The 13,235-nt window shown below is 69.8% G+C and carries 15 protein-coding genes; 3 read left to right on the forward strand and 12 right to left on the reverse strand.

What is annotated here, in order from left to right; all coding sequences use genetic code 11:
- Positions 1-4 precede the first annotated feature (4 nt).
- The 8 genes from ACFFIO_RS08960 to idi are packed head-to-tail and all read right to left on the reverse strand — an operon-like array spanning position 5 to position 6,692.
- On the reverse strand, positions 5-622 hold the full coding sequence (locus tag ACFFIO_RS08960; protein WP_115932248.1) for a DUF2238 domain-containing protein: 618 nt from the start codon (positions 620-622) through the stop codon (positions 5-7).
- A complete protein-coding gene (locus ACFFIO_RS08965) occupies positions 612-1,499 on the reverse strand; it encodes a prenyltransferase (protein WP_378041229.1) in 888 nt (295 codons plus the stop codon). Before ACFFIO_RS08965 ends, ACFFIO_RS08960 begins: the two co-directional genes overlap by 11 nt.
- The gene (locus tag ACFFIO_RS08970; RefSeq protein ID WP_378041230.1) at positions 1,496-1,873 is read right to left on the reverse strand and encodes a lycopene cyclase domain-containing protein; all 378 of its coding nucleotides are present in this window, start codon (positions 1,871-1,873) and stop codon (positions 1,496-1,498) included. The genes ACFFIO_RS08965 and ACFFIO_RS08970 overlap by 4 nt, the downstream gene beginning before the upstream one ends.
- Positions 1,870-2,271, reverse strand: coding sequence for a lycopene cyclase domain-containing protein (locus ACFFIO_RS08975; RefSeq protein WP_115932251.1), 402 nt, complete (start codon positions 2,269-2,271; stop codon positions 1,870-1,872). Before ACFFIO_RS08975 ends, ACFFIO_RS08970 begins: the two co-directional genes overlap by 4 nt.
- Positions 2,268-4,130 carry a phytoene desaturase family protein gene (crtI, locus tag ACFFIO_RS08980; RefSeq protein ID WP_378041231.1) on the reverse strand — a complete coding sequence of 621 codons (1,863 nt, stop codon included), beginning with the start codon at positions 4,128-4,130 and terminating at the stop codon, positions 2,268-2,270. Before crtI ends, ACFFIO_RS08975 begins: the two co-directional genes overlap by 4 nt.
- Positions 4,127-4,981 (reverse strand): phytoene/squalene synthase family protein, encoded by an 855-nt coding sequence (locus ACFFIO_RS08985; RefSeq protein WP_378041232.1) that lies wholly within the window; start codon positions 4,979-4,981, stop codon positions 4,127-4,129. Before ACFFIO_RS08985 ends, crtI begins: the two co-directional genes overlap by 4 nt.
- Entirely contained in the window at positions 4,978-6,132 is a 1,155-nt protein-coding gene (locus tag ACFFIO_RS08990) for a polyprenyl synthetase family protein (RefSeq protein WP_378041233.1), read from the reverse strand. Before ACFFIO_RS08990 ends, ACFFIO_RS08985 begins: the two co-directional genes overlap by 4 nt.
- Positions 6,129-6,692, reverse strand: a complete 564-nt coding sequence (idi, locus tag ACFFIO_RS08995) for an isopentenyl-diphosphate Delta-isomerase (RefSeq protein WP_378041234.1) — start codon at positions 6,690-6,692, stop codon at positions 6,129-6,131. The genes ACFFIO_RS08990 and idi overlap by 4 nt, the downstream gene beginning before the upstream one ends.
- Before the next feature lie 83 nt (positions 6,693-6,775).
- On the opposite strand from idi, the gene ACFFIO_RS09000 reads away from it, so the two are divergent.
- Both ACFFIO_RS09000 and ACFFIO_RS09005 read left to right on the forward strand, forming a co-directional pair.
- The gene (locus tag ACFFIO_RS09000) at positions 6,776-7,291 is read left to right on the forward strand and encodes a MarR family winged helix-turn-helix transcriptional regulator (protein ID WP_378041235.1); all 516 of its coding nucleotides are present in this window, start codon (positions 6,776-6,778) and stop codon (positions 7,289-7,291) included.
- A gap of 196 nt (positions 7,292-7,487) precedes the next feature.
- Positions 7,488-7,721: a hypothetical protein gene (locus tag ACFFIO_RS09005; RefSeq protein WP_378041236.1), complete on the forward strand. Its 234-nt coding sequence runs from the start codon at positions 7,488-7,490 to the stop codon at positions 7,719-7,721.
- A 4-nt stretch (positions 7,722-7,725) separates the two neighbouring features.
- On the opposite strand, the gene ACFFIO_RS09010 is transcribed toward ACFFIO_RS09005, so the two are convergent.
- On the reverse strand, positions 7,726-9,279 hold the full coding sequence (locus tag ACFFIO_RS09010; RefSeq protein WP_378041237.1) for an SDR family oxidoreductase: 1,554 nt from the start codon (positions 9,277-9,279) through the stop codon (positions 7,726-7,728).
- Between the two features lie 176 nt (positions 9,280-9,455).
- On the opposite strand from ACFFIO_RS09010, the gene ACFFIO_RS09015 reads away from it, so the two are divergent.
- Positions 9,456-9,938, forward strand: a complete 483-nt coding sequence (locus ACFFIO_RS09015) for a pyridoxamine 5'-phosphate oxidase family protein (RefSeq protein ID WP_378041238.1) — start codon at positions 9,456-9,458, stop codon at positions 9,936-9,938.
- Between the two features lie 10 nt (positions 9,939-9,948).
- Here ACFFIO_RS09015 and ACFFIO_RS09020 read toward each other — a convergent pair whose 3' ends face one another.
- From ACFFIO_RS09020 to ACFFIO_RS09030, 3 genes are all read right to left on the reverse strand, one after another.
- Positions 9,949-11,358 (reverse strand): cytochrome P450, encoded by a 1,410-nt coding sequence (locus ACFFIO_RS09020; protein WP_378041239.1) that lies wholly within the window; start codon positions 11,356-11,358, stop codon positions 9,949-9,951.
- Positions 11,359-11,400: 42 nt separating this feature from the next.
- Positions 11,401-12,561 (reverse strand): CueP family metal-binding protein, encoded by a 1,161-nt coding sequence (locus tag ACFFIO_RS09025; protein ID WP_378041240.1) that lies wholly within the window; start codon positions 12,559-12,561, stop codon positions 11,401-11,403.
- A 103-nt stretch (positions 12,562-12,664) separates the two neighbouring features.
- Positions 12,665-13,231 carry a hypothetical protein gene (locus ACFFIO_RS09030; protein WP_378041241.1) on the reverse strand — a complete coding sequence of 189 codons (567 nt, stop codon included), beginning with the start codon at positions 13,229-13,231 and terminating at the stop codon, positions 12,665-12,667.
- Positions 13,232-13,235: the final 4 nt, after the last annotated feature.

Consider the following 13,235-nt stretch of genomic DNA (forward strand, 5'->3'; position numbering starts at 1 on the left):
GAACTCAGGGCCACGGCCCGTCCTTCACGAGCCGGTCCAGCAACAGCCCGGCCAGCAGCGCGCCGAGCACCCCGGCGGCCAGGTCACCCATCGTGTCTTCGTAGCCGACCTGGATGGCGGGATCGAGCAGGGTGTGGCCGAACCACTCGCCCACCTCCCAGAGCACGGCCAGCAGGGCGCCCAATCCGGCGGTGAGCAGGGTCTGGCCAGCGCGGCCGGCTGAGGGACCCGTCTGCAGCCAGCCGCTACGCAGCAGCGCGGCGGTACCGATGGCGGCCAGGAGGCCGGTGGCCACCACGTGCGTGACGAGGTCGAGCCACGGGATCAGCTGGTACGCGTCCAGCAGGGCCGCCCAGGCGGCAGCCAGCAGGATGACGGCGGTTCCGGCTTGGACGGACGCCCGTAGCGGTGTCAGGCGAACCACGGTCTGGCCCAGGAGCACCAGGGAGTAGAGGGCCACGGCCACCCCGCTGTCCCACAGTCCCAGGACCAGGCTGAGGAGCGTGAGCAGGGCGGCAGCGTCGGCGATCAAGCGCACAGGCAGGGGTCCGTCCACCCGCAGCGTCCTCACGGCCTCCTGCCACAACCGCGCCGCGCGGCTGGCGTTCGCCTCAGCCGCCACGGGCGATCCAGATCAGCAGCAAGGTCACGAGGAACCCGGTCACCATGTTGAGCCAGAGGAACCGCCGCCAGCCCCGGTTCGCCTCCTCGCACCGCTCATCCGGCAGGGAGCGGAACGGCAGGATGCTGACGAGGTACGGCAGCACCAGCACCCCGGCCAGGGCACCGGGCCACCCGGCCAGCAGCATCACGAGTCCGGCGGCGGCGTAGAGGACCATCGCGGTGCGGACGGCTCCGCGGGCTCCCAGCGCCGTGGCGATGGAGCCGATGCCGGCCTCACGGTCCGCGGTGACATCCTGCGCCGCACCGAAGGCCTGCGAGGCCATGCCCCAGAAGAAGAACGCGACCATGGAGGCCACCACGGCCGGGGTCGGCGGGGCCTCGGCCAGCGCCAGCCCGAAAACCGCGGGGCCCACGAAGTGCGTGGACGAGGTCATGGAGTCCAGCAGCGGCCGTTCCTTCAGCCGGATCCGCGGGGCCGAATATCCCACGACGGCGGCCAGCACCACCGCGAGCACCACGCCGGACACGAGCGTGCCGGCTGCCAGCAGGAACACCACGAAGGGCAGCGAGAGCAGTCCGGCAGACCACAGGGTCAAGCGGTGCCATCGATCGGAGAGGACGATGCCCTCCACCCCGCCCTTGCGCGGGTTGCGCAGGTCCGACTCGTAGTCGAACACGTCGTTGATCCCGTACATCAACAGGTTGTAGGGGAAGAGGAAGAAGAGGACGCCCACGATCAGCTCCACGGTGGAGCCGCCTCCGGCCATCAGGTACGCCGCGGCGAAGGGGTAGGCGGTGTTGACCCAGCTGATCGGGCGGGAGGATCCGAGCAGCTGGCGGGCCGCCTCGGGGGCGGTGGCGCTGACCGTCGTCATGCGTCCACCTCCCGTCCCGCCTCATGCCGACCGGCGTCATTCCGTCCCGGCTCGACCCGGCTCGACCCGTTCCGCCTGGCCCCGGACAGCAGGGCGCTGACCGCGGGCAGCAGCAGTCCCGCCGCCACCGGCCAGACCAGGTCCTCGACCGGGGCCAGGCCCACCCGCCAGCCGGTGAGCAGCTCCTCGTTGTACCGGAACAGGTCGGCGGCGATCATCAGGTTGTCGAACACCACGGTCAGCACCACGAGCACGGCGATGGTCAGTGCGGTGGCAGCCCACCACCGCCGCCCCAGTCCACGGCGCCAGGAGGCGTAGGCGGCCACGGCCACCGGGAGTAACAGGAAGAGTCCGGCGAGCGCAAGGTAGCTCACTGCGCCACCTCCTGACCGGCGGCCGGGCGCGGGGACGGCCGGCCGGCGTCGTGCAGGCTGGCTCCGGGAGGTTCGCCACGACCGGCCCGGCGCAGGAGGAGGACGATCAGCCCGCGCAGCACCAGGGTGAGGTAGGAGAGGAAGGTGATGAAGACGACCTCCTCCAGCGGCAGCTCGGGGGCGAGCATGATCCCCGTCATGCCCTCGCTCTGGCCGGCGGCATAGTGCCCGGACGCGATCGCCGCCAGGTCCCAGGCGAGGAAGAACGCGATGCCGATCGCCACGGTGATCGTCCCGGCCCGCGGCGCGCGCCAGAGCACGAGCCGGAAGCGGTGGTCGAGCAGAGCCATGCAGCCGGCCGAGATGATCAGGGCGGCCAGGTAGAGGTACGCCGTCATGGCTGCCCCGGGGTGGGCAGCGGTGTGCCGAGCAGCCCGAAGGGGGGTAACTGCGAAGGGCGCATCCCCGAAGGGCGCAATTCCGGTTCCGGCAGCGGGGCGGCGGAGTGGTCCCCGCGCAACCGCTTGAGCAGGATCTCGGCGCTGATCAGGCACATCGGCAGACCGATGCCGGGGATGGTGCTGGAACCGGCGTAGTACAGCCCCTCCACGCGACGGGAGACGTTGCCGGCCCGGAAGAAGGCACTTTGGGCCAGCGTGTGCGCCGGCCCCAGGATGCCGCCGCGCCAGGCGCCCAGGTCCTCGGCGAAGTCTGTGGGCCCCACGGTGCGGCGGACCACGATCCGCTCGGCCAGGTCGGGGATGCCGGCCCAGCGGGCCACCTGCTCGAGGGCGGCATCCGCGATCGACTCGATCACCGGATCACCGTTGCCGTCCAGGCCGCCGCGGCCCAGGTCCGGATCGGCGGGCATGGGCACCAGGACGAAGAGGTTCTCGTGTCCCTCCGGGGCCACGCCAGGGTCCGTGGCCGAGGGTTTGCACACGTACACCGAGGCCGGCTCCGGCACGGTCCCAGCGGCGATCGCGGAGAAGTTGGCCGTCCAGTCCCGCGTGAAGAACAGGCTGTGATGCGGCAACTCCGGCAGCGGACCGCGCACCCCCAGCATCACCAGGACGCCGCCCGGCCCGCTGGTGCGCTGACGCCACCATTGTTCGGGAAACGTCTGCAGCGAGCGCGGCAGCAGGGTCGTCTCCGTGTGGTGCAGGTCCGCGGCGGAGACCACGACGCCGGCCGGCAGCTCCCGCTCCTCCCCGTCCCGTCCGCGGACCCGGACGCCGGTGGCGCGAGCTCGTAGACGGCGACCTCGGCCTCCGCTGCGGCGGGCACGGTGATCGCGAGGAGCTGGGTGAGCTTGGTGATCTTGGTGAGCGCTGAGATCCCGGAGAGCAGGTTCCGTCAGGATCGCGGTCGCGGCGGTGCCCGCATGCAGGCGGACGCCGGACTCACGGGCCAGCCGGACCATGACGTCCATGAGGTGGCCGAAGCCGCCCTGCGGGTACAGCACCCCGCCGGTCAGGTCCAGGGCGCTCATCAGGTGGTACATCCCGGGGGTGCGGTCCGGCGAGGACCCCAGGAAGACCGCCGGGTAGCCCAGGACCTGACGGATCCTCGAATCCGTGAAGCGGTGGGCCACGAACCTCTCCAAGGACTGCAGCAGCAGCGGCCCGAGCCGGTGGGCCTGGCCGGCCACGTCCCGGGACAGGAACGGCCGGATCGAGGAGAAGGAGGTGTACAGGAAGCGCTCGATGGCCATGTCATATGTGCGCTGCGCCGAGTCGAGGTAGCGCGCCAGGGCCCGGCCTGCGCCCGGTTGGACCGCCTCGAACCGGGCGATGTTGGTATCCCGGTCCGCGGCGATGTCGAGGGGTTCGGGCCGGCCGCCGTCATTGCCTTCGCCTTCGCCTTCGAAGAAGACCCGGTAGGCGGGGTCGAGCTGCTGCAGGTCGAGTTCCGCCTCGGCGGTGGTGCCGAGGAGTCGGAAGAAGTGGTCGAAGACGTCCGGCATCAGGTACCAGGACGGCCCCGTGTCGAACCGGAAGCCCTCGTGCTCCCAGCTGCCGGCGCGGCCACCGAAGGCGTCCCGCGCTTCGACGAGGTCCACGCTGTACCCCTCGCGGGCCAGCAGGGCGGCGGAGGCGAGACCGGCGATGCCCCCGCCGATCACCACCACATTCTCGCCGTTCGGGCCGGACGCATCCTCGCCGTCTGGGCGGACCCGACCCTCGCCCTCCGGCCGGAGAGCCCCGGCGCCTGCGTCGTGCGCCGCCGTCGTTCTCGAGCGGTGTCCGGCGCTCATGGGGACCATCCCGTCAGCGCCCGGAACAGGATGAGGGCCTTCTCGGGGTCCGGGACGCGCACCCGCGCCTGGCGGATCTGCGCGGCCGGGGTCTGCCGCAGGCGCCGGGACAGGGCGGCAAACAGTCCGTGGGCGGCCTGGACCGCGCGTCGGCTGCTGGACGGCAAGTGGGGGATCGCCGTGGCGGCCACGGCCAGGTCTGCGTCGATGTCATCCAGCAGGGCGTCGCGGTGGGTGTCGCTGAAGGTCGCCGGGTCGAGTCCCGGAAAGTAGGTGCGGCCCAACAGGTCATGATCATCAGCGAGGTCTCGGAGGAAGTTCACCTTCTGGAAGGCCGCGCCGAGGCTGCGGGCGGCCGGGGCGAGGCGCTCGAAGGATCCGGGGTCACCGGCGGTGAAGACCTTCAGGCACATCAGCCCCACCACCTCCGCCGAGCCATAGACGTACTCGGACAGGCTCTGGCTGTCATGTGAACTCTGGCTCAGGTCCGCCCGCATGGAGGCGAAGAACGGTTGCACGAGCTCGGTGCCGATGCCGCACCGGCGGGCCACGCTCGCGAACGCATGGACCACCAGATTCGTGCTGCGAGCGCATTCCAGGGCCTTGATGGTCTCGGCCTCGAGTCCGTCCAGTTGGCTCGCCCGCAAGGCCGGCGTGAGGACCGGGTCCGGGTCGTCGACGATCTCATCGGCCACCCGCACCAGGGCGTAGATGCTGCGCACGTCGGAGCGCACGGGTTCGGCGAGCAACCGGGAGGCCCAGCCGAAGGACGTCGAGTATCCGCTGATCACCTCAGCGGCACTGGCCTGGGCCACCCGGTCGTAGCGGTTGGCGGCGGTTGGTACGTTCATCGGGCCCCCGCCCGGGAGGCGTCAGCGAACTGTGCCGGTTCTGGGGTCCGTGGCGTTCCCGGGGCGTCCGCACTCCTGCCGGTCACCGGACCGTCAAGAGCCAGGGCGGCGGTGTCCCGGATGTCGCCGACCAGATCGGTGAGGACTCGAGCCAGCGCGGCTGGAATCGGCTCTCGCGCGGCGGCGGCGAGCGCTTCCTCGAGGTGGCGGTCGGCGAGCTCCTGGACGGTGTCCCTCGCGCCGCAGTCTTCGAGCAGGGCACGTGCGCGGCCGGCGTCGTGGTGGTCCAGGTCCGGATCCCCGACCAGGCCCTGCAGGTCGGGCCAGGCCGGGGTGGTCCGGGCGTGGGCCAGCAAGGCGGTGTGCTTGCCCTCGCGCAGGTCCGTCAGGGCGCTCTTGCCGGTGCGGGTCTCATTACCGAACACCCCAAGGAGATCGTCCAACAGCTGGAAGCCGATGCCGACCAGACGGCCCAGGCGCGCCAGGGCCGCAGTCACGTCCGCGGGGGCGCCGGCGAGGATGGCCCCAGCCTGGAGCGGGAGCTGGAAGGAGTAGACGGCCGTCTTCTGCTCAGCCACCCGCAGGGCCTCGTCCAGGGTGACCGGACGCCCTGTTAGGTGCAGCCCGAGCCGCACGTCCGCCAGCTCGCCCGTGGCGGTGGCGTGCACCGTGTCCTCGAGCAGGTCCAGCAATTCGTCCACGAGGGCAGCCGGCGCCGGGCACCGGGCGACCAGCCGGACCGCGGAGACCAGGGCCAGATCACCGGCCAGGATTCCGGCAGCCTCACCGTAGTGACGGGCTGTGGGCCGGTCCGCTCCCTCATCCCGGGCGGCGGCGGCGAAGGTCCCCGAGACATTGGGGCGCCCCCTGCGCACATCGTCACCGTCGATCACGTCATCATGCACCACGAAGGCCGTGTGCAGCAGTTCCAGGGCTGCGCCGACGCGAGCCACGGACTCCGTCGAGGTCCCGCCGAGGGCGTCATGTGTGGCAACCGCCAGACCGGGACGGAACCTCTTGCCGCCGCCGGAGGCCAGGGAGAGGGCCTCCCAGAGATCGCGGTGGTCCTGTCCCAGCCGGGCAGAGCGGTCCACGCCGGACGCCAACAGCCGGTCCAGCTCCTCCGTGACCCCGTCGGAGGTGTCCTTCATGCCTTCTCCCCCTCGGTCGCGGCCGGATGCGTCCGGTAGGCGAGCACGCCGGGGAGTTGTTCGGCCATCCAGGGGCTCACGGCCCAGGGGGCGGCCCGGACGAGAGCCGCGACCTCATCCGCCGGGACCCAGCGATAATCCATGACCTCGTCCGGGTTCGGCACGGGTTCCCCGAGAGCCGTGGCCACGTAGACGGGGCAGATCTCGTTCTCGACGATCCCGGAGACATCGACGGCACGGTAGCGAAAGTCCGGGAGGGCACAGTGGAGCCACTTGACCTGCAGGCCGAGTTCATGGACGGCATACCGCTCGATGGTCTGCTCATACGACTCGTCGAGCCTCGGGTGCCCACAGAACGAATTGGTCCAGACCCCGGGCCAGGCCACCTTTGCCAGGGAACGGCGAGTGAGGAGCAGGTCCCCGTTCGGGCGGAAGACGTAGCAGGAGAACGCCAGATGCAGAGGGGTGTCCGTGGTGTGGACCGTGGCCCGGGGAGCGAGGCCCTGGGCGTTGCGGTGTTCGTCCACGAGCACCACGTGGTCTTCCGGAACGGTGCTCACTGGCTTCTCCCTCGTGCGATCAAAAAATTCACTCGACAATCTAGCTAGCCTGTCTAGTGATCCCGACATTAGCATTGACCACCATGGACAATCCACCGGGACGCGGCGTCTCCTCGTCACCCTATTGGTACGAGGACTCCGATCCCACCGTCGGCCTGCTCCACGCCCTGCGCCGGTTCCGGCGAGCCGATCAGCGGATGCGGCGGCGCATGAGCTTCGACATGGACCTGAATGCCACGGACGTCGAGGCGCTGCGCCACATCATCGCCCACAACGCAGCAGGGTCATCGGTGACGGCCAGGGAGCTCGCGACCCACCTGGACATCTCGACAGCGTCCACGGCCAAACTGCTCAACCGCCTCACCGAGTCCGGTCACGTCCAACGCCATCCGCACCCTGACGACCGGCGCTCGGTGATCGTGACAGCCACGGACCATGCCCATGCGGAGGTCCGCGACTGGCTGACGGATATGCACCAACGGATGCTGGAGATCGCCCACGGAGTCCCCGAGGAGTCCCGCCAGGCCGTGACGGATTTCCTGGAATCGATGGCCGACTGCCTCGACCCGGAAACCCGAGGCGACGCGTCAGACCGCTGACCGGTCCGGACGGCCGCATTCGCGATGAACCTGTGATTCCTTCGTGACCCTTGTCAACGCAACTCGCTAGCAAGGCTAGTAATTCCATTCCCGGCCATGATCGAATGTTCGCGTCCGGACCCCACCTGACGTCGACCCACGCGGCTTCCACACCGCAGCCATACGGTTCGGACTCCGTTCCAAGGGAAGGAAGACCATGCTGAAGAAGCTGTCCGACATGGGCATCAAGTCCGACCACCTCTACACCGCCGGTTTCGCCTCCATCGGCCTGACGTTCCTGTCCTGGGCCATTTCCCGGGGCAAGAAGGACGATTCGAAGTCGCAGTCAGACCGCTGGGGCCTGTTCGTCGGCGAATGGACCCCGACGTTCTTCGCCCTCGGAGTGGCCCTGAAGCTGGAAGAGGGTGACCGCTCGCCCCTCAAACGCTGAGCCGTCACCGAGCGCCGGGCCGCTCCCCGCTGGGCTGGGGAGCGGCTGCGGCCATGATGTTCTTGGCCATCGTCGGGAAGACGAGGGCGTGGAACGGCTGGATGGCCCGCCAGTAGGCGCGGCCGACCAGGCCGGAGGGGAAGAACACCGCACGCTGGCGCAGACGTGACCCGCCGCCGTCGCGCCCCTCCACGCTGAACTGCAGCCAGGCCCGGCCGCCGACCCTCATCTCCGCCCGCAGCGTGACCGAGCGTCCCGGCTCGATCTTCTCCACGCGCCACCAGTCGACGTGGTCGTTGACGCGCAGCCGGCGGGCGTCCCGCCGACCACGCGCCAACCCGTAGCCGCCCATCACCTGGTCCATCAGCCCGCGGATCCGCCACAGCACCGGTGCCGAATACCAGCCGTTCTGACCACCGATGGACTCCACCACCTGCCAGACCGCCTCGGGCGAGGCCTCGCCGTCATGCTCCCGGACGTCCGTGAAGACCGTGTTCCCCGCCCACTCCGGGTCGGAGGGCAGCGGTTCGGCCGGGTCGAGCGCCATCGTCGCCAGGACGTCGTCATCCCAGGTCTGGTCCACGGTTCCCGAACGCTGGCGTTCGATCGCCCGCCGGCAGGCCTCACGGAAGCCTGTCAGCCCCTCGGGCGGGTCGGGGATCAGGTCAGCGATGTCGTGTTCCTCGCTCACGGCGTCCTCGGCCATCGAGGCGGACAGCGGCATGGCGATGCCCCGCGGGATCGGGGTGACGACGCCGATCCAGAACCCGGAGAGCCGCTGGGCCGGGATGGGCAGGGCGTAGACCTTGCGGGGCGAGAGGCCGGCGACGTCGGCGTACTCCTTCAGCATGGTGGCGAAGGACTGCTCCTGCCCGCAGCCGATGTCGAAGGTGCGGTTGACCGATTCCTGCAGCGCGCAGGCGTGGGCCAGGTAGTACAGCACGTCCCGGATCGCGATCGGCTCGATGCTGTTGGTCAGCCAGCTGGGCCCGGGCATCACCGGCAGCCGTTCGGCCAGGTGACGGATCATCTCGAAGGACACCGAGCCGGAGCCGATGACCACTCCCGCCTCGAACACCAGCGCGGGGACCTCGCCGGCCAGCAGGATCCGGGAGACCTGCTCGCGGGAGCGCATGTGGTCTGAGAGCTCCTCCAGCGGCTTGTCCGGATGCAGCCCTCCCAGGAAGACGATCTGGTGGACGCCGGCCTCGGCGGCGGCCTGCGCCACGGTGCGCGCCATCGCGGCCTCTCGCTCCATGAAGTCCTTGCCGGATCCCATGGAGTGCACCAGGTACAGCACCGTGTGCACGTCCTGCATCGCCGCCCGCACCTGCTCATCGTCCTGCAGGTCCGCCTGGGCCGTCTCCACCGACCCGGCCCACGGCCGCTGGGAGAGGTCCTCCACATTCCGGGCGGTGGCCCGCACCGTGAAGCCGGCGGCCAGCAGCTCCTGGATCAACCGGCCGCCCACATAACCGGTGGCTCCGGTGACCAGTACGCGGCGCCCCTCTCCGGCCGGGAGAGACAGCTGTAGTGGCGACAGTGGTTCGGAAGTCATGAGCCCCACCGTACGGGTCACCCTGGGAGCTGAATACGGTTCCCCGCTGGGAGCTTCCCGTGCATGTGACCCCACCAGCCTGCACCCCTGTTGCGCTCCGTGCCATCTGTGCTGGACTGGCGACATCCACCCGATGGTCTGCGGACCAGTCGGATCGACACCACCGAGGAGGAACCATGGTTGACCACGATCCTGTGAAGACCCTGCTGGAGAAGACCGAGAAGGCGGGCGTGGCCATGCTGGCCACCACTGATGCCGGTGGGCGCATCGTCAGCCGGCCGATGGCCATCCAGGAGATCGAGCCGGACCACACCATCTGGTTCATCACTCGGGTCAGCACGCCGAAGATCGGCGAGGTGTCCGGGAGCCAGCCGGTCAACGTGACCGTGGCCGAGAAGGGCTTCTGGGCCTCCATCACCGGCACCGCCACTGTGGAGGGGGACGTGGAACGCAAGAAGCGCTACTGGTCCAAGACCACCGAGGCGTTCTTCGGCGAATCCCAGCCGGAGGACTCGGACATCGTCCTGCTCAAGGTGAACCCGGACACGGGTGAGTACTGGGATTCCCCGGGCCTTCCGGCCACCGTGGTGGAGGTCATCAAGGGCATGGTCAGTGATGAACCCGCCCGCCCCGGGGAGAGCAACACCGTCGAGCTCTGATCCGCCGCGTTCAACCCCGCCGGACGGCGAAGCGCAGGTGGAACGGGCTGAGCGTTCCGGGCAGCTTGCCGGTATCCAACGGCTTCTCTGCCGTGAGCCGCCGCTGACGCAGCATTTCCCCGAGCACCAGGCTGGCGGTCAGCAGCACGACGTTGCGTCCCGGGCACATGCCGGGTCCGCCACTGAACGGCACGAGCGGCCAGTCACTGTCATCCCGGTCACCGGACCACAGTTCTGGGCTGAAGCGGTGGGCCTCCGGCAGGGTCTGGTCGTCGCGGTGGAAGAACGGTGCGAAGATGACCAGTCCGGCGCCTGCCGGGAGGGTGCCGTTGCGCCAGCGGGTGTCGGCGGTGCTGTCCCGCAGGATCAGCGGAGTGGTGGGCCACAGGCGCAGAGATTCCAGGACGGCGGCACGCAGCAAGGGTTGATCCCGGGGACCGCACGGCCCCGCTGGACCCGCATCCGCACGACCCTCGGTGCGCGGCGCTGCTTCGGCGCCGGGCGAAGCAGGCACCGCGCCCGCCATCTCCGCCCGGGCGTCTTCGGCCGCACCCGGATGGGACACCAGCAGTGCAAGCGCCCGGAACGTCGCCCACGCCTCGGCGTCGAAGGCGAACAGCCATTGCGGCATCTGCTGGACCGGCTCGGCATCCGCCGGCGCCGGGGTCTGCGCGACCATCGCCGCCAGGCTCCCCGGCTCCGCCCTGTCAACGTATACCTGCAGCCGCCCGAGGAACCTCTCCCGTAACCGGCGGTTCTGGGGCATGAGGTAGGAGAGATTGCCGCGATCCCGCAGCCGGCGGAGGTCATCGGTGACCTGATCGTCCTCGCGCGCCCCGTTACCGAGCACGATGCGCCGGATCATCCGGCCCCACATCACCGCGAAACCGTCCCAATCCAGTGTCCCGGTGAAGTCCGCGTGCCCCAGCAGGGCCTCGACCTCCTCGGTGATGATGGCCGTCATCTGCTCGGCGTGGCTGTGGACGGGACGATCCGTCTCCAGGACCTGTTCGTTGAATGGGCGGCGGGACAGCCGCTGCTGCGCCGAGGAGACCAGCGAGCTGCCCGGCTCGAAGTGGTTCAGCGCTCCGCGCTTCTCCAGCGTGGCCGGCGAGAACGGCTCGGGGCCTTCGTTCAGCACCCGGTGCACGTCCTCCGGGGCCAATAGCAGGGCGATCCGGCGGCCGGGGATCCGCAACTGCACCGGGCCGGCTCCGTAGCGACTGCGCAACCGCTGCATCTCGGCCACCCCGGCCGAGTCGAGGTCGATGCGTTCGGCCAGGCCGACAACCCTCGGTCGGCGCACGATCGGCCCCTTGACCACCGGACTGAGCAGCACCCGCGTGAGGACTCGGGCGTGGTCCACCGGGCTAAGGCTCGGCACGGCCGCGTCGGGCAGGTTTGGCGTTGCGTCAGACATGACGCCAGACTTCCACGGCGGTCATAGCCCCGGCAATACCGGTCAGGTGTTGGTCAGTCGCAGATCCGTCAGGCATGTCGGGTCGTCGGCGTTGCGGGTGGAGACCATCGACGTCGCCGTCTTGCCGTCATGCTCCACCGTCAGCTTCGCGTCGATCCCCCTCGGGAGCCACAGCCCCACGAAACCGTTGTCGAAGGTCTGGAGCCGTTCCTCGACGAGGACCTCACCGGTCGCCTGGTCCAGGACGGTGACGCGTACGTCTTGATTCCGGAGTTCACCGAGGCACGTCGTCAGACTGTGGAAGTGGCACTCGTGCGTCTGCGACTCGTACGGCGCCGCGGAGACGTAGACCTCGTCGGCCGGCATCGGCACCGCTGCCTGCCGACCGCGCGCGTCGGCCACGATCAGCTGTTCCGACTGGACGGATGCCACCAGGCCGGCGGGCCGCTCGGCCACGGCCTGGGTATCCAGACGCTCGATGATCGTTTTGGCGTCCAGACCGGCCAAGTCGTGATCGGCCAGCAGGTCCGGATCGTCCACCACGGGGGAATCCGAGCCGGCGGCACCGTCTCGACCTGCCGCAGCCGGTCCGGCATCCAGCAGTTCTTGCATATCGCGGATCTCGGCATTCTGCGTCTCGATGATGGCCTCGGCCAGCGCGACGGCCTCCGGATGCTCTCCGTCGGCAACCTCATCCTCGGCCATCTGCACGGCCCCCTGGTGGTGTTCGATCATGCCCTCGAGGTACAGGCGGGTCGCCTCCGCCGTGTCGGCCTGTTCCAGCCTCTCGAGCTCGGCGGGCGCCAGCATGCCGTCCATGCCCCCGTGGTCCATCGAGCCGTGATCCACCGCCTGCGGATCCACGCCCCAGGCCTCAAGCCACGCGTTCATCTGCTTGATCTCCGGAGCCTGTGCGGCCTTGATCCCCTCGGCCAGGGTGGCAACCTCCGGGTGCAGACCAGATTTGGCCAGCAGGATGTCGGACATCTCGACGGCCTGTTCGTGATGCGGGACCATCATCTGCGCGAACATGACGTCGGCCTGGCCCGCCTCCCCGCTGGAGGCCGCTGGCGACTCGGTCGATGACGTGCCGGCACTATCGCTCGGTCTCGTCCCGGTGTCTCCGGCACAACTGCTCAGGGTCAGTGCCGCGGCGAGGGCCGCACCCAGGATGAGGGTGTTTTTCTTCAGGGTGGTGTTCATGGTGGATCTCGTCTCTGCAGTCGTTGATCGGGGACGTGCCCGGCTGATCGGCCGGCCAGGCACAGGGGGTTGAGGCATCCCACGGAGCGTGGATGCCAGCCACTCACGTCCGACTGATGCAGAGAACCTGTAGGGAAGGTGGCCGCGGCACGACAGGGTGCGCCAGCCCTGTCTTCGGTCCCGCGCGCAGCCTCTGGCCGAACGAGACCCGCTGCAGGCGTGGCGGTGTCAGCACCAAGAGCACCAGCAGCAACGCCACCAGGCAGGTCATCGCCAGGCCGAGGTGGGCGGCGGGGCAGCCCTCGCAGTCAAGGTCTCCCGTCGCGCCGCCGCCGGCCGTGGCGGCCGTGGCGGCCGCGGCGGCCGCGGCGGCCGCGATCGTGCTGCCCGCAGTGCCGTCGGCATGGTGCATCCCGACGCCGGCCACGGACACAGTGCGCCCGTCACCGGAGTGCCCCATGGCAGGGGAACCCGCAGCATGGTCGGCATGGCCGGACTTTACGGAGGCACCCTGGACCACGTCCGAACCCGCCACTACTTCGTGCCCATGCATGGTGTGCATGGCCAAGAACCCGAGCGCCACCAGTAGGGCCAACAGACCGGCCCGCAGGACAGGACGGGAGCCTGCTCGCAGGTGGCTCCCGCTCGATGCGCTGGACAGGGTGAACACGGCG

Origin of the sequence: Citricoccus parietis (assembly GCF_042433045.1) — a bacterium.
GTDB classification, from domain to species: domain Bacteria; phylum Actinomycetota; class Actinomycetes; order Actinomycetales; family Micrococcaceae; genus Citricoccus; species Citricoccus parietis.

Excerpts from the sequence above, each read along its gene's own strand:
- ACFFIO_RS08965 (WP_378041229.1), bottom strand. The coding sequence starts at position 1,499 with ATGACGACGGTCAGCGCCACCGCCCCCGAGGCGGCCCGCCAGCTGCTC.
- ACFFIO_RS08975 (WP_115932251.1), bottom strand. The coding sequence starts at position 2,271 with ATGACGGCGTACCTCTACCTGGCCGCCCTGATCATCTCGGCCGGCTGC.
- crtI (WP_378041231.1), bottom strand. The coding sequence starts at position 4,130 with ATGAGCGCCGGACACCGCTCGAGAACGACGGCGGCGCACGACGCAGGC.
- ACFFIO_RS08985 (WP_378041232.1), bottom strand. The coding sequence starts at position 4,981 with ATGAACGTACCAACCGCCGCCAACCGCTACGACCGGGTGGCCCAGGCC.
- ACFFIO_RS08990 (WP_378041233.1), bottom strand. The coding sequence starts at position 6,132 with ATGAAGGACACCTCCGACGGGGTCACGGAGGAGCTGGACCGGCTGTTG.
- ACFFIO_RS09000 (WP_378041235.1), top strand. The coding sequence starts at position 6,776 with ATGGACAATCCACCGGGACGCGGCGTCTCCTCGTCACCCTATTGGTAC.
- ACFFIO_RS09005 (WP_378041236.1), top strand. The coding sequence starts at position 7,488 with ATGCTGAAGAAGCTGTCCGACATGGGCATCAAGTCCGACCACCTCTAC.
- ACFFIO_RS09010 (WP_378041237.1), bottom strand. The coding sequence starts at position 9,279 with ATGACTTCCGAACCACTGTCGCCACTACAGCTGTCTCTCCCGGCCGGA.
- ACFFIO_RS09015 (WP_378041238.1), top strand. The coding sequence starts at position 9,456 with ATGGTTGACCACGATCCTGTGAAGACCCTGCTGGAGAAGACCGAGAAG.
- ACFFIO_RS09020 (WP_378041239.1), bottom strand. The coding sequence starts at position 11,358 with ATGTCTGACGCAACGCCAAACCTGCCCGACGCGGCCGTGCCGAGCCTT.
- ACFFIO_RS09025 (WP_378041240.1), bottom strand. The coding sequence starts at position 12,561 with ATGAACACCACCCTGAAGAAAAACACCCTCATCCTGGGTGCGGCCCTC.